Origin of the sequence: Nocardia altamirensis NBRC 108246, from assembly GCF_001612685.1 — a bacterium.
Taxonomy (GTDB): Bacteria; Actinomycetota; Actinomycetes; order Mycobacteriales; family Mycobacteriaceae; genus Nocardia; species Nocardia altamirensis.
Window position 1 is genome coordinate 1 of record NZ_BDAY01000055.1, and the last position, 25,050, is coordinate 25,050.

The 25,050-nt window shown below is 66.2% G+C and carries 23 protein-coding genes, 2 tRNA genes and 1 pseudogene; 10 read left to right on the plus strand and 16 right to left on the minus strand.

What is annotated here, in order from left to right; translation table 11 throughout:
- The 5 genes and pseudogenes from NA11_RS27515 to pknB form a co-directional block, all read left to right on the plus strand.
- Nucleotides 1-692, plus strand: a pseudogene (locus NA11_RS27515) (serine/threonine protein phosphatase); the annotation flags it as partial.
- Complete coding sequence (locus NA11_RS27520) at nucleotides 692-2,182, plus strand: FtsW/RodA/SpoVE family cell cycle protein (protein WP_069164924.1); 1,491 nt, start codon at nucleotides 692-694, stop codon at nucleotides 2,180-2,182. The pseudogene NA11_RS27515 and the gene NA11_RS27520, both read left to right, overlap by 1 nt.
- On the plus strand, nucleotides 2,179-3,642 hold the full coding sequence (locus NA11_RS27525) for a peptidoglycan D,D-transpeptidase FtsI family protein (RefSeq protein ID WP_069164925.1): 1,464 nt from the start codon (nucleotides 2,179-2,181) through the stop codon (nucleotides 3,640-3,642). The genes NA11_RS27520 and NA11_RS27525 overlap by 4 nt, the downstream gene beginning before the upstream one ends.
- A gap of 31 nt (nucleotides 3,643-3,673) precedes the next feature.
- Nucleotides 3,674-5,209, plus strand: a complete 1,536-nt coding sequence (locus NA11_RS27530; RefSeq protein WP_069164926.1) for a protein kinase domain-containing protein — start codon at nucleotides 3,674-3,676, stop codon at nucleotides 5,207-5,209.
- Nucleotides 5,206-7,098 (plus strand): Stk1 family PASTA domain-containing Ser/Thr kinase, encoded by a 1,893-nt coding sequence (pknB, locus tag NA11_RS27535; RefSeq protein WP_069164927.1) that lies wholly within the window; start codon nucleotides 5,206-5,208, stop codon nucleotides 7,096-7,098. The genes NA11_RS27530 and pknB overlap by 4 nt, the downstream gene beginning before the upstream one ends.
- A gap of 72 nt (nucleotides 7,099-7,170) precedes the next feature.
- Here pknB and NA11_RS27540 read toward each other — a convergent pair whose 3' ends face one another.
- The 4 genes from NA11_RS27540 to NA11_RS27555 all read right to left on the minus strand — a co-directional run bounded on the left by NA11_RS27540 (nucleotide 7,171) and on the right by NA11_RS27555 (nucleotide 10,151).
- A complete protein-coding gene (locus NA11_RS27540; RefSeq protein WP_069164928.1) occupies nucleotides 7,171-7,590 on the minus strand; it encodes a CBS domain-containing protein in 420 nt (139 codons plus the stop codon).
- Nucleotides 7,591-7,772: 182 nt separating this feature from the next.
- Nucleotides 7,773-8,228, minus strand: a complete 456-nt coding sequence (locus tag NA11_RS27545) for a deaminase (protein ID WP_245746211.1) — start codon at nucleotides 8,226-8,228, stop codon at nucleotides 7,773-7,775.
- A gap of 498 nt (nucleotides 8,229-8,726) precedes the next feature.
- Entirely contained in the window at nucleotides 8,727-9,407 is a 681-nt protein-coding gene (locus NA11_RS27550) for a RibD family protein (RefSeq protein ID WP_084655117.1), read from the minus strand.
- A gap of 99 nt (nucleotides 9,408-9,506) precedes the next feature.
- Nucleotides 9,507-10,151: an aminodeoxychorismate/anthranilate synthase component II gene (locus NA11_RS27555; protein ID WP_069164929.1), complete on the minus strand. Its 645-nt coding sequence runs from the start codon at nucleotides 10,149-10,151 to the stop codon at nucleotides 9,507-9,509.
- A gap of 211 nt (nucleotides 10,152-10,362) precedes the next feature.
- Here NA11_RS27555 and crgA point away from each other — a divergent pair, with 211 nt between their 5' ends.
- Together crgA and NA11_RS27565 are read left to right on the plus strand one after the other, a co-directional pair.
- On the plus strand, nucleotides 10,363-10,626 hold the full coding sequence (gene crgA, locus NA11_RS27560; RefSeq protein ID WP_069164930.1) for a cell division protein CrgA: 264 nt from the start codon (nucleotides 10,363-10,365) through the stop codon (nucleotides 10,624-10,626).
- Nucleotides 10,627-10,746: 120 nt separating this feature from the next.
- Nucleotides 10,747-11,229, plus strand: a complete 483-nt coding sequence (locus NA11_RS27565; RefSeq protein WP_069164931.1) for a PH domain-containing protein — start codon at nucleotides 10,747-10,749, stop codon at nucleotides 11,227-11,229.
- A 145-nt stretch (nucleotides 11,230-11,374) separates the two neighbouring features.
- Here the strand turns inward: NA11_RS27565 and NA11_RS27570 are convergent, their stop codons facing one another.
- Both NA11_RS27570 and NA11_RS27575 read right to left on the minus strand, forming a co-directional pair.
- Nucleotides 11,375-12,238 carry a rhomboid family intramembrane serine protease gene (locus tag NA11_RS27570; protein ID WP_069164932.1) on the minus strand — a complete coding sequence of 288 codons (864 nt, stop codon included), beginning with the start codon at nucleotides 12,236-12,238 and terminating at the stop codon, nucleotides 11,375-11,377.
- Nucleotides 12,239-12,242: 4 nt separating this feature from the next.
- Nucleotides 12,243-12,770 (minus strand): peptidylprolyl isomerase, encoded by a 528-nt coding sequence (locus NA11_RS27575; RefSeq protein ID WP_069164933.1) that lies wholly within the window; start codon nucleotides 12,768-12,770, stop codon nucleotides 12,243-12,245.
- Between the two features lie 168 nt (nucleotides 12,771-12,938).
- On the opposite strand from NA11_RS27575, the gene NA11_RS44170 reads away from it, so the two are divergent.
- The gene (locus tag NA11_RS44170) at nucleotides 12,939-13,151 is read left to right on the plus strand and encodes a hypothetical protein (protein ID WP_084655118.1); all 213 of its coding nucleotides are present in this window, start codon (nucleotides 12,939-12,941) and stop codon (nucleotides 13,149-13,151) included.
- 8 nt (nucleotides 13,152-13,159) lie between these two features.
- On the opposite strand, the gene NA11_RS27580 is transcribed toward NA11_RS44170, so the two are convergent.
- From NA11_RS27580 to NA11_RS27595, 4 genes are all read right to left on the minus strand, one after another.
- Complete coding sequence (locus tag NA11_RS27580) at nucleotides 13,160-13,999, minus strand: ABC transporter permease (RefSeq protein WP_069164934.1); 840 nt, start codon at nucleotides 13,997-13,999, stop codon at nucleotides 13,160-13,162.
- Nucleotides 13,996-15,003, minus strand: a complete 1,008-nt coding sequence (locus NA11_RS27585) for an ATP-binding cassette domain-containing protein (protein WP_069164935.1) — start codon at nucleotides 15,001-15,003, stop codon at nucleotides 13,996-13,998. Before NA11_RS27585 ends, NA11_RS27580 begins: the two co-directional genes overlap by 4 nt.
- 936 nt (nucleotides 15,004-15,939) lie before the next feature.
- On the minus strand, nucleotides 15,940-16,869 hold the full coding sequence (locus NA11_RS27590; protein WP_069164936.1) for an acyl-CoA dehydrogenase family protein: 930 nt from the start codon (nucleotides 16,867-16,869) through the stop codon (nucleotides 15,940-15,942).
- A gap of 39 nt (nucleotides 16,870-16,908) precedes the next feature.
- Nucleotides 16,909-17,409 (minus strand): pyridoxamine 5'-phosphate oxidase family protein, encoded by a 501-nt coding sequence (locus NA11_RS27595; protein ID WP_069164937.1) that lies wholly within the window; start codon nucleotides 17,407-17,409, stop codon nucleotides 16,909-16,911.
- A gap of 321 nt (nucleotides 17,410-17,730) precedes the next feature.
- Between NA11_RS27595 and NA11_RS27600 the strand changes: the two genes are divergently transcribed.
- Both NA11_RS27600 and NA11_RS27605 read left to right on the plus strand, forming a co-directional pair.
- Entirely contained in the window at nucleotides 17,731-18,441 is a 711-nt protein-coding gene (locus NA11_RS27600) for a YoaK family protein (protein WP_069164938.1), read from the plus strand.
- A 51-nt stretch (nucleotides 18,442-18,492) separates the two neighbouring features.
- Nucleotides 18,493-19,680, plus strand: a complete 1,188-nt coding sequence (locus NA11_RS27605; RefSeq protein ID WP_069164939.1) for a DUF1444 domain-containing protein — start codon at nucleotides 18,493-18,495, stop codon at nucleotides 19,678-19,680.
- A 35-nt stretch (nucleotides 19,681-19,715) separates the two neighbouring features.
- Here the strand turns inward: NA11_RS27605 and NA11_RS27610 are convergent, their stop codons facing one another.
- The 6 genes from NA11_RS27610 to gyrA form a co-directional block, all read right to left on the minus strand.
- Nucleotides 19,716-20,252 (minus strand): VanZ family protein, encoded by a 537-nt coding sequence (locus NA11_RS27610; protein WP_069164940.1) that lies wholly within the window; start codon nucleotides 20,250-20,252, stop codon nucleotides 19,716-19,718.
- Nucleotides 20,253-20,825: 573 nt separating this feature from the next.
- A tRNA-Ala gene (locus tag NA11_RS27615) sits at nucleotides 20,826-20,898 on the minus strand.
- 4 nt (nucleotides 20,899-20,902) lie between these two features.
- Nucleotides 20,903-21,010 carry a DLW-39 family protein gene (locus NA11_RS46400; RefSeq protein WP_218023389.1) on the minus strand — a complete coding sequence of 36 codons (108 nt, stop codon included), beginning with the start codon at nucleotides 21,008-21,010 and terminating at the stop codon, nucleotides 20,903-20,905.
- 29 nt (nucleotides 21,011-21,039) lie between these two features.
- Nucleotides 21,040-21,113 (minus strand) — tRNA-Ile (locus NA11_RS27620).
- A 170-nt stretch (nucleotides 21,114-21,283) separates the two neighbouring features.
- The gene (locus tag NA11_RS27625; protein ID WP_069164941.1) at nucleotides 21,284-22,426 is read right to left on the minus strand and encodes a DUF3566 domain-containing protein; all 1,143 of its coding nucleotides are present in this window, start codon (nucleotides 22,424-22,426) and stop codon (nucleotides 21,284-21,286) included.
- A 42-nt stretch (nucleotides 22,427-22,468) separates the two neighbouring features.
- Entirely contained in the window at nucleotides 22,469-24,991 is a 2,523-nt protein-coding gene (gyrA, locus tag NA11_RS27630) for a DNA gyrase subunit A (protein WP_069164942.1), read from the minus strand.
- Between the last annotated feature and the right edge of the window lie 59 nt (nucleotides 24,992-25,050).

The following is a 25,050-nucleotide window of genomic DNA, read 5'->3' on the forward strand; positions in this document are numbered from 1 at the left end:
CGCCGAGGGCCGCGCCGCGCCGCGCCGCCGCTACCCCTGAGCCGGAAGCCAAGGGCAAGTCCCACAAGCTGCGCTGGGTGGTCCTCGCGGTCGCGCTGGTGCTCGCTGTCGGCGTCGGTCTGCTGGTCGGCTACAAGATGATTCGTAGCAACTACTACGTCGGCGCCGACAACGGCTCCGTTGTCGTGTTGCGCGGCCTACCCGGTGCGGTGCTCGGCTACTCGATCCACGATGTGAACCTCGTCGGCTGTGTCACCAAGTCCGGCGAGCTGTCGCTGGTCGATCCCGGCGCCGACCTGCCGTCGTCCTGCCGCGAACTCAAGGTGACCGATCTCAAGCAGACCGGCCGCGAACAGGTCGGCAAGGGTTTGCCGCCCGGCTCGTTGGATCGGGCCAAGGAGCAGATGCGCTCCATCGCGCAGGGCGAGCTGCTGCCGCCGTGCCCGGCGAAGGCTTCGGTGCCACAGCCGGGTGTCGTGCCGACCCCCGAGCCTGCGCCGGTGCCGACCCCGAGCACGGCAACTCCGCCGACCGGTGACCCGGCGCCACCGGCGGCGTCGCCGACGCCGGGTGGCATCGACACCCGTGGCACCGAGATCAAGCCACCGACCAAGTCGGAGTCACCGGTTCCGCCGCCGACCACGTCGTCGAACCCCCAGATCGCGGGGGAGAACTGCCGGGTGACGGACTGATGTCCGCACCGGCACCGCCTGCCGCTGGGGCTTTTCCCAGTCCTCCCGGCGGCTTCGCTCCGGCGCCGCCGCCGAGCACCAGACGCAATGTCGAGCTGTTGCTTCTTGCCGGTGCGGCGGTGATCACGACTGCCTCCTTGTTTCTGGTCGAGGCCAGTCAGGAGCAGTCGGTCACCTGGGATATTGCCAAGTACGGCTTGGCTTTTCTCGGGTTGTTCGGGGTGGCTCATCTCGCGGTGCGTCGTTTCGCGCCGTTCGCCGATCCGCTGCTGTTGCCGATTGTCGCGCTGCTCAACGGACTCGGGCTGGTGCTGATCCACCGGCTCGATCTGGCCGACGAGCAGACCGCGGCCTACAACTCGTGGCCGATGCCGTCGCCCGACGCGAACCAGCAGATCCTGTGGACCGGCCTCGGCATGGTGGTGTTCATCGTGCTGCTCATCGCGTTGCGCGACTATCGGACGCTGGCCCGCTACAGCTACACCCTCGGCTTGGTCGGCCTGGTCGCGCTGGCCACGCCTGCGCTGCTGCCGAGCCGGTTCTCCGAGATCAACGGCTCCAAGAACTGGATCAAGATCACCGGATTCAGCATCCAGCCCGCCGAATTCGCGAAGATCCTGCTGATCATCTTCTTCGCCTCGGTGCTGGTGGCCAAGCGTGATCTGTTCACCGCCGCCGGCCGCCACTTCCTCGGCATGGAGTTCCCGCGCGGCCGCGACCTCGGCCCCATCGTGGTGGTCTGGATCGTCTGCGTCGGCGTGCTCGTCTTCGAGAAGGACCTCGGCACCTCGCTGCTGATCTTCAGCACGGTGCTGGTGATGCTGTACATCGCGACCGAGCGGGTCGGCTGGCTCGTCATCGGCGGCGCGCTGCTCACCCTCGGATTCTTCTTCGCCTACCAGACTTTCAGTCACGTGAAGGTGCGCACCGAGACCTGGCTGCATCCGTTCGACGACTACAACAACACCGGCTACCAGATCTCCCAGTCGCTGTTCGGGCTCGCCACCGGCGGGCTGGCAGGCACCGGCCTCGGCAGCGGCAGGCCCAACCAGGTGCCCTTCGCCAAGACCGACTTCATCATCACCTCGATCGGTGAGGAGCTCGGCCTGATCGGGCTCACCGCCGTGCTCGTGCTGTTCCTGGTGCTCATCGTGCGCGGCCTGCGCACCGCGCTCGCCGTGCGCGACAGCTTCGGCAAGCTGCTGGCGGCCGGACTGGCCTTCACCCTCGCGATCCAGCTGTTCGTCGTCGTCGGCGGCGTCACCAAACTGATCCCGCTCACCGGTCTCACCACGCCCTTCATGTCCTACGGCGGCTCGTCGCTGCTGGCCAACTACGCGCTGCTCGGGCTCCTGATCAAGGTCTCCGACGCGGCCCGCGCGCCTGCGCCCGCCCGCAAGAATGTCCCCGCCGCCCCCATCGCCGACGCGACGACCGAGCTGCTGCGCAAGCCCGAGGCCGGTCGAGCGGAAAAGGGGCCTGCGACATGAACACTCCGCTACGCCGCGTCGCGATGGCCGTGATGCTGATGATCGTCGCATTGCTGCTCAACGCCACCTACGTCCAGGTGATCAAGGCCGACGACTATCGCTCCGATCCGCGCAACTCCCGGGTGCTGCTCGACGAGTACTCGCGCCAGCGCGGCCAGATCTCCGCGGGCGGCACGGTGCTCGCCTCCTCGGTCGCCACCGAGGACCGGTACAAGTACCTGCGCACCTACCCGAGCAGCCCCGAGGCCTACGCGCCCGCCACCGGCTTCTACTCGATGCAGTACGGCAGCACCGGACTCGAACGTGCCGAGGATTCGGTGCTCAACGGCTCCGACAGCCACCTGTTCGGGTCGCGCCTCGTCGACATGGTTTCGGGCCGCGATCCGCGCGGCGGCAACGTCATCACCACCCTGGACCCGGCCATGCAGCAGGTCGCCTACGACCAGCTGACCAGCAAGGGCTACACCGGATCGGTGGTCGCGATCGAGCCGAGCACCGGCAAGATCCTCACGATGGTGTCCACGCCGAGCTACGACCCGAACAAGCTGTCCGGGCACGACGGCGCGAGCGGCACCAAGGCGTGGGAAGAGCTGAGCGCGGACGAACGCCAGCCGATGCTCAATCGCGCTGTCTCGCAGACCTATCCGCCCGGCTCCACCTTCAAGGTGATCACCACCGCTGCCGCGCTGTCGAACAACGTCGCGACGCCGGAGGATCAGTTCACCGCGGCGCCGAACATCACGCTGCCAGGCACGAACACCACCCTGGAGAACTACAACGGCCAGAACTGCGGCGGCGGCCCGACCGCCTCGCTGTACGACGCGTTCCGGCTGTCCTGCAACACCGCGTTCGCCGAACTCGGTGTCAAGGTGGGCGCCGCGAATCTCAAGTACCAGGCACAGGCCTTCGGCATCGGCGAGAAGCGCGGCATCCCGATCCCGGTCGCCGAGAGCACGGTCGGCACCATGTCCGACAACGCAGCGGTGGCGCAGAGCAGCATCGGCCAGCGTGACGTGGCGCTCACCCCGCTGGACAACGCGGTGATCGCGGCGACCGTCGCCAACGGCGGCGTCCGGATGGAGCCCTATCTGGTCGACCAACTGCAGGGGCCCGACCTCAGTGAACTCTCCAAGACCAAACCGGTCTCGGTCGGCCAAGCCGTCACCGTCCAGGTAGCGTCATCGCTGACAAATTTGATGATCGCGTCGGAGAACAACACCCTCGGAGGTGGCAAGTCCCGCTATCAGATCGCGTCCAAGACCGGCACCGCCGAGCATGGCAGCGATCCACGCAAAACCCCACCGCACGCCTGGTACATCGCCTTTGCGCCCGCTCAGAATCCGAAGATCGCCATCGCGGTGGTCGTGGAGAACGGCGGGGACCGGCTGAATGCCACCGGCGGCGCAGTGGCGGCGCCGGTGGCGCGTGCGGTGTTGGACGCCGGTCTGCGAGGGGGCTGAACGATATGGATGTGCGAGTGAGGGTACGGGGATGCTGAACAACGGTGCGATGATCGCCGACCGCTACCGCCTGCAACGCCTGATCGCCACCGGCGGCATGGGCCAGGTCTGGGAGGCGCTGGACACTCGGCTCGATCGCCGGGTGGCGGTCAAGGTGCTCAAGGCGGAGTTCTCCGCCGACCCGACGTTCCGGCATCGGTTCCGCACCGAGGCCAAGACCACCGCCCAGCTGAACCACCCCGGCATCGCCGGGATCTACGACTACGGCGAGACCACCGACCCGCAAGGCAGTGAAACTGCCTACCTGGTCATGGAACTGGTCCAGGGCGAGCCGCTGAACACGGTGCTGAACCGGCTCGGCAGGCTCTCGGTCGGGCAGGGCCTCGACCTGCTCGAGCAGACCGGCCGCGCGCTCGATGTGGCCCATCGGGCCGGTGTGGTGCATCGCGACGTCAAGCCGGGCAACATCTTGGTGACGCCGACCGGACAGGTGAAGATCACCGACTTCGGCATCGCCAAGGCCGTTGACGCCTCGCCGGTGACCAAGACCGGCATGGTGATGGGCACCGCCCAGTACATCGCGCCCGAGCAGGCGGTCGGCGAGGACGCCACCGCCGCGAGCGACGTGTACTCGCTCGGCGTTGTCGGCTACGAGGCGCTTGCCGGGACCAGGCCGTTCAGCGGCGACGGTGCGATCACCGTCGCGATGAAGCATGTGCGCGAGACGCCGCCGCCGATGCCGGGCGATCTGCCCGCGAATGTGCGTGAGCTGATCGAAGTCACCATGGGCAAGGACCCGGCAGGGCGGTATTCGCGCGGCGGCGAGTTCGCCGATGCCGTCGCCGCGGTGCGCGCAGGCCGCAGGCCGCCGCCGCCGAGCGGAGCCAATGCCGCGGTGTCGATGACCGGCGCCACCCGGGTGCTTCCGCCGGGGCCGACGGTCGTCATTCCGTCTACCCCTACAGATTTCGACGGCGCGACGGTCCGCTACAACACGCCGGCCGGGCAGGCCGTCGGCACCGCAGGCCATCCGGTCGCGCCCGCGACAATGCTGAATTCCGGCGGCAACCCGGTGCCGCCGGGTGATGGCAAGCGGTTCACCAGCGCGCAGAAGTGGACGGCCGCAGGCGTCGCCGCAGGCGTGCTGCTCGTTGCCACCGTCGGGTACTTGTTATTCGGCGGCAACACCAATCCGAACAAGTCGACGCCGCCGCCGACGACATCGACAACGGTGCCGAAACCGCCGCCGCCTCCGGTGACGACCACGACGACCGCGAAACCGCTTCCGCCGCCGCCACCGCCGACTACGGTCGAACGAACCACCATCCCGGAGCCGACGACAACCACTCCGGAACCGACCACCACAACGCCGGAACCGACGACGACAACGCCGGAACCGACCACAGCCACGTCCACACCGACCAAGACAAAACCGACAACAACGACACCGAGCACCCGGTCCAAGCCCATTGTTCCTACAGTGGACAAGCCGTTTCCGGGGCTCAACGGTGCCCGAGCCCCCGAGTCTTCCCGCGAGCCCGACTCTGATTCGCAAGGACAACAATGACGACCCCGAAGAATCTCTCGTCCCGCTACGAGCTGGGCGAGATCATCGGGTTCGGCGGGATGTCGGAGGTGCACAAAGCGCGCGACCTCCGGCTCAGCCGAGACGTGGCGATCAAGGTGCTTCGTGCCGACCTGGCCCGTGACCCCACCTTCTACCTGCGGTTCAAGCGCGAGGCACAGAACGCCGCCGCGCTGAACCATCCGGCCATCGTCGCGGTCTACGACACCGGCGAGGCCAAGGTCGACGACGGCCCGCTGCCGTACATCGTGATGGAGTACGTCGACGGCGACACCCTGCGCGATATCGTGCGCGGCCAGGGTCCGCTGCCGCCGCGGCGCGCCATGGAAGTCATCGCGGATGTCTGCGCCGCACTGGATTTCAGCCACAAGGCCGGGATCGTGCACCGCGACATGAAGCCGGCCAACATCATGATCAACCGGGCAGGCGCGGTGAAGGTGATGGACTTCGGCATCGCCCGTGCGATCGCCGACAGCTCCAACCCGATGACACAGACGGCCGCAGTTATCGGCACCGCTCAATACCTTTCGCCGGAACAGGCACGCGGCGAGACCGTCGACGCCCGCTCCGACGTCTACTCGGTCGGCTGCGTGCTGTTCGAAATCCTCACCGGTGAGCCGCCTTTCACCGGTGACTCGCCGGTCGCGGTGGCCTACCAGCATGTGCGGGAGGATCCGCGGCTGCCCTCGCACGTGCATCCGGGGGTACCGCGCGAGCTCGACTCGGTGATCCTCAAGGCGATGAGCAAGAACCCGGCCAACCGGTACCAGAGCGCGGCCGAGATGCGGGCCGACCTGATCCGGGTGCTCGGCGGGCAGAAGCCCATCGCCCCGATGGTGATGACCGACGAGGATCGCACCACCATCCTCGGCTCGAACGAGCCTGCGCCGCGCAGCTACCGCACCGTCGATCGCAACGACGACACCTCCGAACAGGCCATGGTGGAACCCGCGGGCCCACGGCGCACGCTCTACATCGCCGTCGCTGCAGCCGCCGCCGTCGCGGTGGCCTTCGCCCTGTTCTGGGTGTTCGGTCCCGGCAGCAAGGCGGATCAGATCGCTGTGCCCGACCTGTCGGGCAAGCCCGCCCAGCAGGCGACCGAGCAGCTGCAGCAACTCGGCTTCAATGTCGCCATCCAGCAGAAGCCGGACAACAAGATTCAGACCGGCTACGTCATCGCCACCTCGCCGCTCGGCGGCTCGCGGGCCGAGAAGAAGGACACCATCACCATGATGGTGTCCACCGGGCCGACGCAGGTGCCGGTGCCGAAGCTGATCGCATTGACCCAGGACGAAGCCGCCCAGCAGCTCGCGGGGATCGGGCTCCGGGTGAATCCGACGGTGGAACGCAAGCCGTCGCTCGCGTCTGATAAAGACAAGGTCACCGAGCAGAATCCGCCGCCGGGTTCCAAGGTCGACATCGACTCTGAGGTCATCCTGACGATCGGTTCGGGTCCGGAGCCGGTCCGCGTTCCCTACGTCGTCGGGCAGTCCCTCGATGTCGCATCGGCCAACATCGAGGGCAACGGCTTCAAAGTCGTTGTCCAGGAAGTCCCGTCGTCCAAGCCCAAGGGTGAGGTGCTGTCCACCTCGCCTGCCGGTGGCAACAATGCCGAGAAGGGCTCGACGGTCACCGTGCAGGTGTCCAACGACCAGATCAAGATGCCGTCGCTGGTCGGGCTCACGGTCTCGCAGGCCGTGGACAAGCTGCGCGCGGAAGGCTGGACCGGCACGGTGAGCCAGATCAACCAGTCCAGTCAGGGCACCCTCGACCCCGGCGCCGTCGGCCGGGTGCTGAGCCAGCAGCCGTCGTCCGGATCGGCGGTGGCGCGCAACGGCACCGTGTCGATCACCGTCGGGGTATTCGGCTGATCGGTCGAAACAGCAAGCAGCGCGGACACAGTCGAAGTCCGCGCTGCTTTTTCGTTTCCGGGTTGTGCAGGTTTACGGCCGCCCGTAGACCGCCGTCACGAACTCGCCGAGCTGATTGTCGTCGAGGTGCCTGGCCAGGTCGGCCTCGCTGATCATGCCGACCAGCCGCTTCTTCTCGATCACCGGCATGCGCTTGATCCGGTGGCTTTCCATCTGATCGAGGACCTCCTCGATATCGGCGTCGGCGTCGATCCAGCGCGGCGTCGACGCGCAGAGTTCGGCGGCCCTGGTGGTGGCCGGGGAACGGCCCTGGGCAATGCATTTCACCACGATGTCGCGGTCGGTGATGATGCCGCACATCCGATCGTTGTCGTCGGCGATGACCAGCGATCCGACGCCGAGCTCGGCCATCACGCGCGCGGCCTTCCCGACGGTCTCGTCCTTGGAGATCCACGTCCCACCGGGCTTCATGATGTCCCTGGCGGTCGTCATAGCGCTTCCTCTCTTCCGCCGCGTCTTCGAACCGGGCTCGGGTGCCGAGACATGGTGTCGGCGGCCGGCGGTGACGTCGTGGGTAAGTGGCCCGTGTCCGGGTTTACCTCGGTGCTGTGCGAGATGAGCTGACTAGATGGTACCGACCGGTCGCGTTACCGGAGGCGGAATGTGCACAGCCGCTAGCCGAGATCCAGGTGGCGGTTCATCGACATCGCCTCGGCCGCCAGCTCGGGCAGCTCGAGCACCTCGACGCCGTGCTGCCGCAACTTCTCCACGCCGACGCAGTTGGTCACAAAGGTCGCAGGCTCGCGCCAGGCCACCACGACCCTGGGAATCCCCGCGCGCAGGATCCGGTCGGTACACGGCGGTCGCGACGCGGTGGCCCGCTGCGAACACGGCTCCAGCGTGCTGTAGATCGTCGCCGTGGCCAGTCGAGGATCGTCCGGATCGAGTTTGTTCAGCGCGGACTCTTCGGCGTGCACCTTCGCGTCGGTCTCGCGCGAGAACCCGGTGGCGATCTCCACCCCGTCGACCACGAGAACCGCGCCGACCGAGAACGCCGTTTCGCTCGGCGGACATTTCCGAGCCAGCTCGATCGCTCGCCGCATGAACGTCACGTCCTGCTCAGCACTCAACCGACCGCCTCCGAATCGTCTTGGCGCACCTTCGTCCATCCTTCCACTGGGGGGTCTGCAGGCCGAACTCGACGGCAGCAAGCGAATCCGAAGCATCCGGCCTCGGCTCGCAACAATCCGCAACCTTGTTGCGCTCCGCCGGCGCCTCCGCCGGTTGTGGCGCGGCGCGTTTGCCGCTGTCGAAGTTGCGAGTTGTTGCTCGAATCGGAAGTTGGGGGCGTGCGTCGACAGTTGCGAATAGTTGCGTCGAATCAGACCACACCGACTGATATCACCGCAGGCCCACTCGATTTCGCAACAAGCAGCAACGTCTCCCAGTACGTGACGCATCACGGTGCGGCTCCGGAACCGCGCACCCCATCCCGGCGGCCGTCGAGCGTGTGCAGACCGGCTCGTCGAGGCGTGCAACTTTTCCTGCCGGTGGCGGCGCCTACGCACCCGGCACCCAATACCGAGTCCGCACAAGCAAACTCAGCGAAACGCGTCGGCGACCGCCGACTACGGGTGTATCGCTTTCGGGAGGTAGCGCAGGACCGCGATGTCGCCGACCTGGGTGACGTCCGCGAGGTGCATCCTGCGGTGCGGGGCACCGGGATACGAGGCAGGGTCGAGGAATCGGGGGGCGTTCGAATCACCGACCAGGAGCGGGGCGACGGCCAGGTGAATTTCGTCGGCCAAGTCGGCGGCGAGGAACGCAGTATGAATGCGGGTGCCGCCCTCGACCATCAGCCGACCGATGCCACGGCGGCCGAGATCGTCGAGGAGAACGGCGAAGTCGAGATCGGTGCCGAGCGGGACGACGTCAGCGAGGCCGGACAGGGTATCGGCGAGGCGGGTCGCGCCCGCGTCGGTGGTGTACACGAGTTTCGCGCCGCCGTGGTGCCAGAACCGCAGGGTCGGGTCGAGGTCACCACTTGCCGTGACGGTGATCTTCAGCGGGTACTCGGGTTTGCCCGCCGCGATCCGTGCCGCTCGGCGATCGGCGCTGTCGACGAGCAGCCGAGGGTTGTCACGGCGCAGGGTTTCGGCGCCGATCAGGATCGCGTCGGAATCCGCGCGCACCTGATCGACCCGATCGAAATCGGCGGCATCCGACAACCGCAACCGTTCGGAGCTCGCGTCGTCGATGTAGCCGTCGACGCTCATTGCCACCGACAGCAGCACATGCGGACGGGTCACGACTCCGCCTCGCCGGCGCTCAGCTCCGTCGTGTCCGAGGGCGCGCTGTGTCCTCGGTTCACTCGCTGACGCTCGCTCACCGCCGCGCCTCGCCGCTGATCACTGCAGCACCAGCGCGGCGACCTCCGCCTCCAACATCTCCACCAGGCCCTCGCCCGGACGTTCGCCGCAGACACCGAGCCAGTTCGCGAGCATCCGATGCCCGCCCTGGGTAAGGACGGATTCGGGATGGAACTGCACGCCGTGAATCGGCAGCGTCCGGTGCCGCATCGCCATCACGATGCCGCTCTCGGTGCGGCCGAGCACCTCGATCTCGTCGGGCAGGGTGTCCTCGAGGACGGTGAGCGAGTGATAGCGGGTCGCGGTGAACGGGTCGGGCAGGCCGGCCAGCACCCCGGCGCCGATGTGGAACACCGAGCTGGCCTTGCCGTGCAACAGTTCCGGCGCGCGGGTCACCGTGGCGCCGAAGGCCTCGCCGATCGCCTGGTGGCCGAGGCACACGCCGAGCAGCGGCACGGAATGCTTCGCGCAGGCGCGCACCAGGTCGATGCTGACGCCCGCGCGATCCGGCGTACCGGGACCAGGGCTGATCAGAATGCCGTCGAAATCGGCGACGACGGCGTCCAGGTCGGCCAGGTTCGCGTCGTCATTGCGCCAGACCACGGCCTCGGCGCCCAGTTGACCCAGGTACTGCACCAGGTTGAACACGAAGCTGTCGTAATTGTCGACGACCAGAACACGCATGATCAGAGATTACGTGCCCGTACGGTGCCGCGTCGCATCCATTACCAGTTGGGATAGCCTAGAGGCACACCGGAGGGCGCCAGCCGCACCCACCCCGCCGACTCGGTCGGCTGCGATCCCAGAGCCTCGCCCACCCGGCGAGCGAGCTCGGCACCACCGAGACTCGGCCTGCCCCGCCGGTACCGACCTGCACGCCGAACACGAGGACGACATGCCCAAGTCGAAGGTCCGTAAGAAGACCGACTATACGATCAACCCCGCCAGCCGGATTCCGGTGAAGGTGAAAGCTGGGCCCTCGCCGGTCTGGTACGTCGCCATCATGCTCGGCTTCATGCTCGCCGGATTGGCGTGGCTGCTTGTCTACTACCTGGCCGCCGATCACATCACCTGGATGAGCGATCTGAACGCCTGGAACTTCCTGATCGGATTCGGCCTCATGGTCGTCGGTCTGATCATGACCATGAGGTGGCGCTGACACCACATCTGGGTTGCGGTGAGTGACGCTGCCCCCACATATGGGTTACAGACGTGTCATTCATACACACCTGTGGATGAATCTGTGGACAACTCGAGGAGCGATTGGGGAAAGTGACGCGTGACACCTGATTCTCCCGATCTCCACCCCCGCGTTCCCGACCCGCGCCTGGCCTGGACCACGCCGACGCCCGCGCTCATCGCGGTCACCGTCGGCGGCGTCGTCCTCGCCGGTGCGGCCGTCTTCGCCGCCGACGCCGCGAGCAGGCTGCTCGTCGGGTTGGCCGCGGTCGGGCTGTTGGCGCTGGCCGGACTCGGCTTCCGGCAGCGGCCCCGGCTGTCCGTCACCGCGGGGCCCGAGCCGCGACTGGTCGTGCGGACCCTGCTCGGCCCCGACGAGTACACCCGCGAGCAGATCATCCGGGCACGGGTGGTGAGCTATCGCCGCCTCGGGCGCAAGAATCCGATGCTCGAGATCGACGTCGATCGCAACGGCACCGAACGCCTGATGATCTTCGGCCGTTGGGATCTCGGCGCTCGCCCCGACGACGTGTACGAGGAGCTGGTCAAGTCCCTGCGGCTGTCCGGCGACACCACCCGCTAGGTCCTTGCCGTCGAGAGACGTGCCGAAGTTCCTGGCCGGGGCCCTAGTTCAGTAGACCGCCTTCGTGATTCGGGGCGGGTACTAGTCGGCCGACTGCCTTCGTAGTTCGGCGTGTTTCACGTGGAGCCGAACCACGAAGGGTCGATCAGGCCAGGGACATCGCGGTCGCACCGATCATCGCGCAGGATGCCAGCGCGACGACTCCGACCGAGATCCAGCCGATGAGGCGCGCCGCCTCTTGGGATTTCGCGCGCAACCAGGTGGGCAGGAACAGGATGCCCAGCGTCGCGAGCGTGCCCGCGGCCAGCCCACCCAGGTGTCCCCACAGCGAGATGCCCGGCAGTGAGAAGCTGATGAACACGTTGATGGCGATCAGGATCAGCATCTGATTCGGGTTCTGCCGCAACCGGATCAGGATGACGGTGATCGCACCGAACAGGCCGTACACCGCACCCGAGGCGCCCGCGGTGGCGCTGTCCTGCGAGAACACCATGACGGCCGCCGCACCGCCGAGCATCGACACGAGATAGACCGCGAGGTACCGCAGTCGGCCGAGCACCAGCTCGGTGTCCCTGCCGATCACGTACAACGCGAACATGTTGAGCAGCAGATGAATCGGGCCGAAGTGCAGGAAGCCCGAGCCGATCACTCGCCACCACTGACCATCGGCGACATACGGCGGAAACAGCACCCAGCGCCCGAACAGCGCGGCGGTCTGGTTGTCCACCACGCTCTGGGCCTGCGCCGCGGTAATCGCGAAGACCGCCACGTTGATCACGATCAACGCGTAAGTGACGTACGGCTGCGCGCGGCCGGCCTGCGCACCGGCGACGGTGCGCACCGGCCGGACGTCGCGCTGTTCCTGCCGCAGGCAGTCGACGCAGTGCTGGCCGACCGCCGCCGGACGCAGGCATTCCGGGCAGGCAGGCCGTCCGCAGCGCGTGCACGCCAAACCGGTCGGACGAGTGGGGTGACGGACGCACGACGGTGCGGGCGGCTGAGCGGTCATAACCTCATTCGATCGTGATCTTGGTGATTTCGACGGGGTCAAGAGGATGATCGTTGCGGTCCGTCGGTGTCGTGGCAATGGCGTCGACGACCTTGCGGGACTCCGGATCGACGACCTCGCCGAAGATGCTGTGCTTGCGGTTGAGGTGCGGCTGCGGGCCGACGGTGATGAAGAACTGTGACCCGTTGGTGCCAGGTCCCGCGTTGGCCATCGCCAGCAGGTAGCCGCGATCGAAGCGCAGCTCAGGATGGAATTCGTCGCCGAATTCGTAGCCTGGTCCGCCGCGCCCGGTGCCGGTCGGGTCACCGCCTTGGATCATGAAACCGTCCATCACCCGGTGGAAGATGGCGCCGTCGTAGAACGGGCCCGTGCTGCCGCCGCTGGCATTCGCGGTGGTGTAGGGCGCCGAACCATCGGCGAGGCCGATGAAATTCCGGACCGTCTTGGGAGCGTGGTTACCGAAGAGCGAGATCTTGATGTCGCCGCGATTCGTGTGGAGCGTTGCCACAGCGGTCTGATTCGGTGAGGTCACGCCCGCAATGCTACGGTCCCGCCGCCTCGCAACTCCGGCACCACCCCCGGACCGGCCGCGCTGTCACCTCTTGTCGCACCGACTCTCGTCCCCGTCGGAGTCGACGGCGCGACGCGGCGCTGAACTGGGCCTGCTGCATGAATTGCGGGGTTGTGCCAGCATGGGCCAATGACCCTGGGGCCTCTACACGTATCCGCACCCATCCGTAACCGGCTCGCGATCGCGGTCGTCGTCGTATTGGCGGGTGGCGTGGCCTGGCTGGTGCGAAGCAAGCGCCCGCAGCCGCCTGCGCCCGCCCCGGCGCCGCCGCGGATCGGGTACTCCCGCAACGGCTCCGCGCCGACCCCGGTAGCGGGAGCCGGCGCGGAGAACAGTCGCTGACCTGGTGATCAGCGGCTGACGGTCTTCTTGTACTGCCGGACCGCCAGCGGCACGAACACCACCATGATCAGCACCATCCAGATCACCGTGGCCAGCTCGGGATGCTGCAGCGGCCACGCAGTGGGCGGCGGCGCAAGGGCATTGGTGTTGCCGAACAGATCGCGCGTCGCCTGGGTGACCGCGGAGACGGGATTCCACTCCGCGATCACCCGCAGCACCGTCGGCAGCTTCTCGCTCGGCACGAAGGTGTTGCCGATGAAGGTCAGCGGGAAGATCACCATGAAGCTCGCGTTGTTGAAGACCTCAGGGGCCCGCACCAGCAGGCCGACATAGGCCATCACCCAGGACAGCGCGTAGGCGAACAGCAACAGCAGTGCGTAGGCGAGCACCGCGTCGAGGAACGATCCGCGAATCCGCCAGCCGACGACCAGGCCCGTCAGCGACATCACCGTCAGGCTGACCACGTTGATCACCACATCGCTGAGCGTCCGGCCGATCAGCACCGCGGACGGCGCCATCGGCAGCGACCGGAACCGGTCGATGATGCCCTTCTGCATGTCCTCGGCCAGTGCCGCGCCGGTGAAGGTCGCGCCGAACACCACCGTCTGCGCGAAGATGCCCGCGATCAGGAACTCCCGGTAGCCGCCGGGCATGTCGATCGCCGCACCGAAGATGTAGGCGAACAGCAGCACGAACATGATCGGCGACAGCGTCGAGAAGATCAGCACATCGGGCACGCGCTTGATCTTGATGACCCCGCGCTTGAGGATGGTCAGGCTGTCGCTGACCACCATCGAGAGTCGCTCGACGATCGAGGGCCGGTCGATTACCGGAATCGTCGCGGTCATCGGGTCTTTCCTTCCACTGCTGCGAGCTTGTCGGCCGGCGTGTGGCCGTTTCCGTTGATGAGTTCCTCCGCCTCATGGCCGGTCAGGGTGAGGAAGACGTCGTCGAGGGAGGGCCTGCGCAAGCCGACGTCGTGGATCTTCACGTCGTGCTCGGCAAGCTTGCCGATCGCGGAGACCAGCGCCTGGGATCCGTCCGCGACGGGGACGGTGATGCGGCGCAATCCCTGCTCGATGTGAATCTCGCCGTCTGCCAAGCCTTTCAGCGCCTGCGCTGCCGTCGCGAGGTTGTCGGCGTTGTCGACTGTGAGCTCGATCCGATCGCCGCCGACCAGCGTCTTGAGCTCGTCGGCGGTGCCGCGCGCGATGACCTTGCCGTGGTCGATCACCGCGATCGAGTCGGCGAGCCGGTCGGCCTCGTCCATGTATTGGGTGGTGAGCAGCAGGGTGGTGCCGCCGGCGACCAGTTCCTCGATGACGTCCCAGAGGTCGAGGCGGGCGCGGGGATCCAGACCGGTGGTCGGCTCGTCGAGGAACAGCACCGGCGGGTTCGCCACCAGCGCGCCCGCCAGGTCGAGCCGCCTGCGCATACCGCCGGAATACCCTTTGACCGGCCGGTCGGCGGCATCGCTGAGCCGGAAGCGTTCCAGTAGCTCACGGGCGCGCGCCTTACTGCGTTGCACGCCCATGTGATAGAGCCGCCCCACCATTTCCAAATTCTCGAAGCCGGTCAAATATTCGTCGACAGCGGCGTATTGACCGGACGCACCGATGCGTGACCGCAGGGTGCGCGGATCACGAAGCACGTCGATTCCTGCGACAGTCGCGCGACCGGCGTCGGGCACCAACAAGGTGCTCAGCACCCGGACCGTAGTGGTTTTACCTGCGCCGTTGGGGCCGAGTAGTGCGGTGACGGTCCCCTCGGGGACCGTGAGGTCGAGTCCATCGAGGGCCACTGTCGGGCCATATCGTTTGACCAGACCCTCGGCGACTATTGCGTCGGGCATGATTCTCCTGAAGTTCGTCAGTTTTCATGGGATGTATTTGTGCGACACCGTGGTTGGCGCCGACCAATTCGCGCAATCGGGATGCTGGCGATACTCGAGTCAGTATTGCCGGACCCTCCGACAAGTTTCATCCGATTTATTCCATATCCCCGATTTTGGCGCAGTGTGGCATGTCGCCATCGGCGCCGAACGGGCTCTTCTCTCTACAATGTACATAGTTTTCGAAGCAAAGCCACCCCCAAGTTGGCGTGGGTCGCCTGGGCGCCCACACAAAGGTCGCACCTCGATCCAGGCGGTGCTCGGGGGTGCCCGGTCGAGGTGCGACCGATTAGATACTCCCGCGCGCACCCCCGCCGAGTCGTGCGTAGCGGACTACCCGAATCGAACCAACGCGGTACTCGCCCCAGGCACGGATCGAGCCGAAAGGGGCCGAGCGAGTTGATCGCTCGGCCGCTGCGAGTGGCCGGTGTGCGCACGAACACATGTTCGCACCGAGGTACGACAGATTTCCGCGGCAAGGACACACCGATCCACGCGACACGCGCCGCGTTTTCGACGCCGCCGGGACCGCCAATCACCCATAACAGACAGCGATGCTCGACACACTGCGACCGGTCGGCATGTTCTGCCGATCAACAGTGCGCACCGCAGCGCCGCAAACTCGGTATCGGCCTGCGCAACAGCCGTTTTGGCTAACACCAGGCCACCATCGATCAGTGCTCCCTGAGGGGGTGTCTCCGACCCGAAACGAGGGCGGATTGCCGGAAAGTAAGCACACCCAAAAAAACTTCGAAAAGTGGCGCTCCCCACGCGCACACAATCGCGGATCATCGCGTAGGATCATTCACGTCGGCCCCTCCCCCCCGGGCCGACCTTACGCGGGCCTCGGCTAACTCCCCCCCTTCGCCGAGGCCCGCTCCCCATTTCTGGACCAGGTCAGTCGGCCTGAATCTGGTCGGCTCGCACCGTTCGCCACGCTGTAGCCAGCCGCTGCTCCCGCACCTGCCCGGCTATCGCGAGCAACGGCCGATCCCGCTCCCAGCGTTGCCTTGTGGTCGAATCCACCGATCCCCACAGGGAATCCAGCTCCGTCAGCAGCCCGCCGAACGCCGCGAACGCGCCGCCCAACGCGATGTGCACGCCAGGAGAACCCGGCGCATCGATGTCGAGCCCGCGCACCGCCGCGACCACCGTGAGCAGCTGTTCGAGCACCTGCGCGGACCAGCCCGACTCCCGTGCCACCCGGACCAGCCAACCGAGACCGGCCGCGAGCACGTGAATGTCCTCGATCGTGCGGAACGGTTTGAGATAGTCCAGGTAGCCGTCGCCCGGCAACACCTGCGCCGCAACAGCTGTCAGCGTGACCGTGGCGTGCGGGATCTCCGGGGCGAACGGGGTCGCAGGCAGGCTCGTCACGCGCACGCCGGGGTCGCGGGCGTCGACCATGGTGGCGCGCAACCAGTTCCGGCCGTCCTCGGCCACGCCGACACTGGCGATCACCACCAGCCGGTGCGCCATCATGCCCAGCGTGGCAAAGGATTTGGTGCCGTTCAGCTGAGGTGTGCCCTGCTCTTCGGTGAGCGTCGTCATGATCGCCGACGGATGCCCGCCGCCCGCCTCGGTCGCGCACAACGCGACCAGCTCGTCAGCGGCGAGATCGGGGATCAGCGTGCGCAACGCCTCCTGGTATCCCGACAGAAAGGCGTAACCGAGTCGATCCGCGCCGAACCCGCCCGCGATCGCGACATCGACCGGCTTGTCGAATCGGTTCGCGGCCACTCGATGTCGAATCCAGGCGGCCGCGACATCGTCGAGGGGCGTCGCGGCGAGCGGTTCGGTCAGCAGGAAATCGAGCACGGAGTCCACCCCTGCACGGTAACCGGCGGCGAGGCGCGCGGTGCGGCGTCAGCCTGCGACTCGCTCGGCCGCCTGCGGCGCCTGCCAGATCCGGCTGCGCAGGTCCATGCCGCGAATCACCTGAATCCGCCACGGGTCCAGCCGCATGATCTGCAGTGTCGGGTCCCGCGGCGACAGCCAGAACTGACCTAGGTCGTACCCGGCGCCCGGCGGGCTGGTCTGTCGATACAGCTGCCACACCCGCTGCCTGACCTCGTGTGTGTCGACCCACTCTGCCGTCGCGTCCACCGCCACCGAGTTGTTGCCCGGGGCCCAGTAGGAGAAGTTGACGTGCGGGTTCCCCGCGAGATGTGCCGCTTTGACCGGCGTCTTGTAGGTCGCCAGCCAGCCGAGCGGCTGGCCGTCGACCTTCTCCCAGATCGGAATCAGCACTCGCGTGCGTGGTCGATTCCGCCGATCGACGGTCACAATGGTTGCGTAGCCGATCCGACCGACGTACTGGTCGAACTCCGCCTCGAGGTCGGCGAACGCCGGGACCTTGCTCGTCATGCCGCCACCCTCGTTTCTTGCGTGCCACTTGTCACAACAGCCTCCGCACCGACGGTCGTTCTCACGGCCGTCCACAACTCGCTCCATGGTTACTTCTAGTAACTGACATCATCATGCGTTACTGGAGGTGACCACGGAAGACGGCACTTTCAAGTCACTCGGTTACCGCGCGGATACCGGTCGAACACCCGAACCGGAACCCACTCAATCAGTCACGCGCTCGCTGGTGACCATCCGGCAACCCACGGCGCTTCGCGTGCGCATTCCACCGGCGAGCGGTAACACTGTGGAGTGGGATACATCTCGAAAGGAGCCTGACCTGTGCCGAAATCGGACGAAGCGCGCAAGAAGGCGCTTTTCGACAATGAGGCGAGACTGTCATGGGTGCTGGCGGGATTGGCAGGCCTGATCGGCGCCGCCGCCTTCATGCACACCTCTGGCTACTTCGTCACCTTCATGACCGGAAACACCGAGCGCGCCATCCTCGGGCATTTTCACCAGCAGCCGGACACCGCAGTCGCGGCGACGGGGCTGCTGGCGGCCTTCCTCTCCGGTGTGTTCGTCGCCTCCTGGTGCCGCAGGCACTATTGGTCCGGGCACCCGCACGGGCCCACGCTGCTCACCACTTTCAGCTTGGCCATGGCCTCGATCATCGACATCATCCGCTTCCAAGGCGACGACGCCGCCAGGATCGACTTCGTGCCGATCCTGTTCGTTGCCTTCGGTGTCGGCGCGCTCAACACCTCGTTCGTGAAGGACGGCGAGGTGTCGGTGCCGCTGAGCTACGTCACCGGAACGCTGGTGAAATTGGCCCAGGGCATCGAACGCCACATCAGCGGTGGCGATTACGCGGATTGGCTCGGCTACTTTCTGCAGTATGCGAGTTTCGCGTTCGGCGCTCTGCTCGGTGGTTTGCTGAGCATGCTCGTCGCAGGCTGGGCGATGCTCATCACCGCCACCGTCGTCTGCCTGGTGGTGACCGGCTACACCTATCTCCATCTCGACCGGCACGGACCGCTGTCGCCCAGCTGATCCGAAGCTCTTCCCACTGCGACCGTCGTTTGTCGCGGTTACGGTGACCGCGTGGAGAATTTCGGGGGCGATGCCGACCAGTTCGCGGCACTCATTGTGCAACGCATGCGGGATCTCGGCGCGCAAGCGACCTACGATCCCGACGAATTCCGGATCCTGCTGCCGGACGGACATATCTACCTGGGCAACATCTTTCGAGAAATCGCCGATCTCCCCGGCGACGAACGCGAGGAACGGATCGCCCGTTTCCTCGGTGCGGTACAGGACATGGACGAACCGGATTCCTGGCCACAGGTGCGATCCGCGCTGCGACCGATTATGCGGCCGAGCACTTTTGGGCAGCACACTCCGGACGAGAACATGCAGGTGATCGCCCGCCCCACGCTGCCGTTCCTGCACGAACTGGTCGCGGTCGACCTGCCCAACTCCCGCGCGATCGTCTCCACCGCGACCCTCGACCGCTGGGGCGTCACCGCCGACGACGTGTTCGCCGCGGCACACGAAAACCTCACGGCCATGGTCGGTTCCCGTGGCATCAAGCAATCGGGCATCCTCCGTTTCGCCGACAACGGCGACGGCTACTGCACCTCATGGCCGCTGATCCCCGGCTGGCTGGCAGGCACCGGCGACGGCGAGCACCGCCCGATCGCCTTCCTTCCCGACGTCGACACCTTGCTGATCACCCCCGACACCGGCGATCTCGGCCCCTTCTTCGCACTGGTCGAGCGGCAATACCGCGACGCCGTCCGCCCGATCTCCCCGCAGGGCTACACGATCGACGACCATGGCGCCGTCATCCCGCTCGATCAGTCCCCGCACCACCGGCACCTCCCCTTCGTGCAACGCGCCCGATGCGGTTTGGCCGTCACCGAATACGACGCCCAATCCACCGCACTGAACGACGATCTCGACGACGACCTGGCCTTCGACCACCACGACGACCTCGACCCCGCCTTCATCGGTTCGGTCATGTTCGCCCAGGACGACACCGGCCCTTTCACCCTCACCATCTGGGGCGAAGGCGTCGAGTATCTGCTCCCGGAAGCTGACCGCATCCTCTTCTGCCGCACCGACGAAAACAACGAGATGGAAACCCTTTTCGAGGCCCCCTTCGCCACCGTCGCCGAAATCACCGGCCTCACACCGATTCCCGGCATGACACCGCGCCGCTACGAGGTCCGCCACTGGCCCGACCCGAGCACCCTCACCCAACTCCAGTCCGCCGCCATCACCCGCTAGCGCGCCGGGCCCGGAAGATGGCCCGCCGGCAAGTACTACCGATGAATAATCACGTGATCGCGACCCGAATCCACCCGACCGGCATCAGCAACCCACCACCGGCGGGAGAACTGCGCAGCCAGGCACGCGCCGAACGCATTCAACAGCACATCATCGACCGACGAGTGCCGCCCGATCGCCAGCCCGAACTGCGCTGCCTCCACCACAATCGACGCACCACCCGCCACCAGCAGCACCCGATACGACTGCCCGAACCACGCCCACCGCACCGGCAACAGCGCCCCGAGCGCCGCAAAAACCAGCAGATTCCCCCCGAACTGCTCGATCACCCGACTACCACCCGCCTGCTCGGTCAGATCACGCAACAGCAGGAAATTCACCGAACGCCCACTCCCCTTCGGCGTCAAGATCATCCACAACCACGGCACAGTCCCCACCACCATCCCCACCTCACACACCGCCACCCGCCACCCACGCCCCCGCGCAAGCCACCACGCCACCATCCCACCCACCGGCATCGCGGCAATCGCGAAAACCACGACCCCGCCCCACGCCGCCCAAGTCTCATTCACCCCGCAAGTCTCCGCCAAACCACTTGCGCCTCAGCCCATCTCCACAAACCATTCACACAACCAGCACCGGATCCCGACGGTGCAGCAGCAACCTCGCGCACAGCCCACCCGTCGACACCCCAATTGACCTGGCAAACCCCAAAACCCGCAACCACCGACTTGGCAAACCCCCAGTACGACGTGACCACCAGATACTCAATCCGGCATGCGGTCGTGATTCGTCAGGCCAGCAGCAGAGATTCAGCAAGGTCGGCGGCTTTGTAAACGATCAGACCTGCACACAGCCCAAACTGAGTTGGCAGACCCCAAAGGGCAACCAGCGACGAGTACTCAGCCCGGCCAGTGACAGGTATTCGGTCAGACCAGCCGTGGAGATTCGGTCAAACCATCCGCTCTATACGACCAACGACGTATACGGCCCACATTGGATGACCACATCCAAGAAAACCCAACCACCAACTGGGGGGACCGGGGGGCGAAGCCCCGCCGGGCGGGGCGTGGGGGCTGCGCCCCCACAAAACACGCGAAACGCGAAAGTGGCTCATGCTCTCCATGAGCATGAGCCACCAAGCGTGGAGCCTAGGGGAATCGAACCCCTAACCCCTGCCTTGCAAAGGCAGTGCTCTGCCAATTGAGCTAAGGCCCCGAGTTCAGCGGGTGGTGACCTCGTGCCACAGGTCCGCGTCGTTGCGCTGGCGCAGCTTGGAGATACCAATGAGAACCGCGACCACGGCGCCTACCGTGATTAGAAACTTCATGGTTCCCACCCTACTGTCGTGTTCGGGAGTGGGCCTAGGAGGACTTGAACCTCCGACCTCTTCGTTATCAGCGAAGCGCTCTAACCGCCTGAGCTATAGGCCCGTGCGACTCTCGCACCGAAGCACTTGAGCCGAGGCTAGAGATTACCCGACCGGGCGCACTACCTCCAAAACGGCTGGTAGAGGGCGGGAGGGGCAGACGCCGTCCAGATAACCGAAACGGCCGGCATCGTCTCTCAATGGAGTCGATACCGGCCGTCTGGGTCTAGTTGTCTAGTCGGGATCGGCGAGTGTCACTTGGATGCCGCCGACCAGATCACAGCACTGGTTGTAGATGAAGGTGCCGACGGTGCCGAGCGCGGTGAACAGCACCACGTTGATCAGCCCGATGACGCCTGCGTAGCCGAAGACGGTGCCTGCGTCGACGAGACCGACCGATCCGCTGTCTTGGGACACCATGTCGGTGAACGTGTTGTTCAACCGCTCCCACACGCCCATGCCTTCGAGCACGATGTAGAGCAGGCCGACCGCGAGCATCCAGACGAAGAACATGGCGACGCTGATGACCAGCGAGATCTTCAGGGTGGACCAGGGGTCGATCCGACGGATCTGCACGGTGGCCCGCAGCGGTTCGCCGGTGGCGACGGATGCGGCGACCGCGACCGGCACCGCGGGTGAGATCGGTGTCTGCGGACCGGTGGATTCGATGGACGGCGGCAGCGGGTGGCGGATCTCCGACAGGTCGGGCATGTCTTTGATCAGTTCGGGCCGCGCGATGCTGCGGGTTGGTCCGTCGATGCCGACGGACTTCACCATCGCCGCTTCTTTGCGGGCCGCCTTGGCCGCGAGGTCCGCGGTGGTGCGCGCGTTGGTGACGCCACCGCCGAGGCCACCCCCACCGGAGCCGCTTGGGCGTCCGGTGACCGGCGCCTGGCCGGGCCGGTACAGGTTGGACTGCGGCTCCCGCTGCGGGAGCTGCGACCAACCGTCTTGGGTTTGCGGTTGGCCACCACCGTTGCCACCGGAATCGGCGGCTCCGGAATCGCTGTTGTTCATCCGGACCGTCTCCTGATCGAATTCGGGCCCGGGCGCCTGGTTCTGCCCACCCTGTTTCCCCGCGAAATCGCCTTGCTTGCCTTGCATTTCGTGCGGCTGCCCCGGCGGGCCGCCTGCAGGCTGGCCGCCTTGTTGGCCGGATCGGTCGCCACCCTGCTGGCCTTGCTGACCGGACCGATCACCACCCGGTTGGCCGCCGTTCGGCTGGCCGCCATGTGGCTGCCCGCCGCCCGGCTGGCCGTTCTCTGCCGAGGCAACCGGCCGAGGGATCGGCCGCGGCGGAATCGGTGACGGTGCGATCCGCTCGGTCACGCCGTTCGTCTGGTGCCGCTCGTCATTCGGCTGATTCGGAGTGGTCAATGGGAATCCTTAGATCCGTTCGTTGCCGCCGCTGTTGGGTTACTACTCAGAGGAACCGGTGTCGCCTTCTTCGCCTGCGAGCAGATCGGGATCAGGCTCGTCGGCATTGCGCGCGATAGCAAGCAACGTATCGCCCTCGCCGAGGTTCATCAATCGCACACCCTTGGTCTGTCGTCCAGCCTTGCGAACCTGCTTCGCCACTGTCCGGATGACACCACCACCGGACGTGATCGCGTACAACTCATCTTCGTCCTCGACGATGAGCGCACCGACAAGGGTGCCACGCTTGGGGTCGTATTGGACGGTCAATACACCTTTACCGCCTCGACCCTGTGCTGTGTACTCCTCGATCGCCGTTCGCTTAGCGTAGCCGCCTGCTGTGGCTACCAGCAGATATGTATCCGGGCGCACAACATTCAAACTCAAGAGTTCATCAGAGGCGTTGAAGCGCATGCCCTGCACGCCGGAGGTGGCGCGGCCCATCGGGCGCAGTGCCTCGTCGGTGGCGGAGAACCGGATCGACTGGCCGAGCGCCGAGACCAGCAGCAGGTCGTCCTCTGCGGAACAAAGCACGGCCCCGACCAGTTCGTCTTCGTCGCGCAGGTTCACCGCGACGATGCCGCCACTGCGGTTGGAATCGAAGTCCGACAGCTTCGATTTTTTCACCAGGCCATTCTTGGTGGCGAGCACCAGATATGGGGCGACTTCGTAGTTTTTGATCTGGATGATCTGGGCGATCTTCTCGTCCGGCTGGAAGGCGAGCAGGTTCGCCACGTGCTGGCCGCGCGCGGTGCGGTTGGCCTCGGGCAGCTCGTACGCCTTGGCGCGGTAGACCCGGCCCTTGTTGGTGAAGAACAGCAGCCAGTCGTGGGTCGACGAGATGAAGAAGTGCCTGACCAGGTCGTCCTGCTTGAGGCCTGCACCCTGCACACCCTTGCCGCCGCGCTTCTGGCTGCGGTAGAGGTCGGTCTTGGTGCGCTTGGCGTAGCCGGTCTCGGTGATGGTGACGACCACGTCCTCGCGGGCGATCAGGTCCTCGTCGGCCACGTCGCCGTCGGCGGCGATGATCCTGGTGCGGCGCTCGTCGCCGTACTTCTCGACGATCTCGGCCAGCTCGTCGCGCACGATGGCACGCTGGCGCTCCGGCTTGGCGAGGATGTCCTTCAAGTCGGCGATTTCGAGTTCGATCTTGGCCAACTCGTCGACGATCTTCTGCCGCTCCAACGCCGAGAGGCGGCGCAGCTGCATATCGAGGATCGCGGTGGCCTGGATCTCGTCGATATCCAACATCTGCATCAGGCCGGTGCGCGCGGTGTCGGTGTTGGCCGAACGCCGGATCAGGGCGATCACCTCGTCGAGCGCGTCCAACGCCTTGACCAGGCCGCGCAGGATGTGGGCCCGCTCCTCGGCCTTGCGCAGCAAGTACTTGGTCCGTCGGACGATGACGTCCAACTGATGCTTGACGTAGTACCGGATCATCTGGTCGAGCCGCAGCGTGCGCGGCACGCCGTCGACGATCGACAGCATGTTGCAGCCGAAGCTGGTCTGCAGCTGGGTGTGCTTGTACAGGTTGTTCAGCACGACCTTGGCGACCGCGTCCCGCTTGACGGTGACGACGATCCGCATGCCCGCGCGGTCCGAGGACTCGTCGTGGATGTCGGAGATGCCGGCGATCTTGCCGTCGCGCACCTGCTCGGCGATCGAGTTGATGAAGTTGTCGGTGTTGACCTGGTACGGCAACTCGGTGATGACCAGGGTGGTCCGGCCCTTGTTGTCTTCCTCGATCTCGACGACACCGCGCATGCGGACCGAGCCGCGGCCGGTGGTGTAGGCGTCGTGAATGCCCTGACCACCGACGATGAGGCCGTAGGTCGGGAAGTCCGGCCCCTTCACCCGCTCCATGCAGGCGGCCAGCGTCGACTCTTCGTCGGCGTCGTAGTTGTCCAGCGCCCAGTAGATCGCCTCGGCCAACTCGTTCAGGTTGTGCGGCGGGATGTTGGTCGCCATGCCGACCGCGATGCCGTTGCTGCCGTTCATCAGCAGCGCGGGCACCCGGCTCGGCAGCACGGTCGGCTCCTGCGAGCGACCGTCGTAGTTCGGGATGAAATCGACCGTCTCGTGGTCGATTTCGCGCAGCATCTCCATCGCGAGCGGCGTGAGCCTGCACTCGGTGTAGCGCATGGCGGCCGCGCCGTCGTTGCCGCGGGAACCGAAGTTGCCCTGGCCGTCGACCAGCGGGTAGCGCAGCGACCACGGCTGCGCCATCCGGACGAGGGTGTCGTAGATCGAGGTGTCGCCGTGCGGGTGGTAGTTACCCATGGTCTCGGCGACCGGGCGCGCGGACTTCACATAGCCGCGGTCGGGGCGATACCCGTTGTCGTACATCGCATACAGCACGCGCCGGTGCACCGGCTTGAGGCCGTCGCGCACCTCGGGCAGCGCGCGGCCGACGATCACGCTCATCGCGTAATCGATGTAGCTGTTCTGCATTTCCTGCTGGATGTCGACCGGGTCGATCCGGTCGCCGCCGGTGCCTCCGTACGGAGGCAGCGTCGTGTCGGTCATGAAGTCTCCTTAGCGGGCGGTGCGGTTGCGGTTCTGCTCGGGCATGCGCCCGGTGAGCA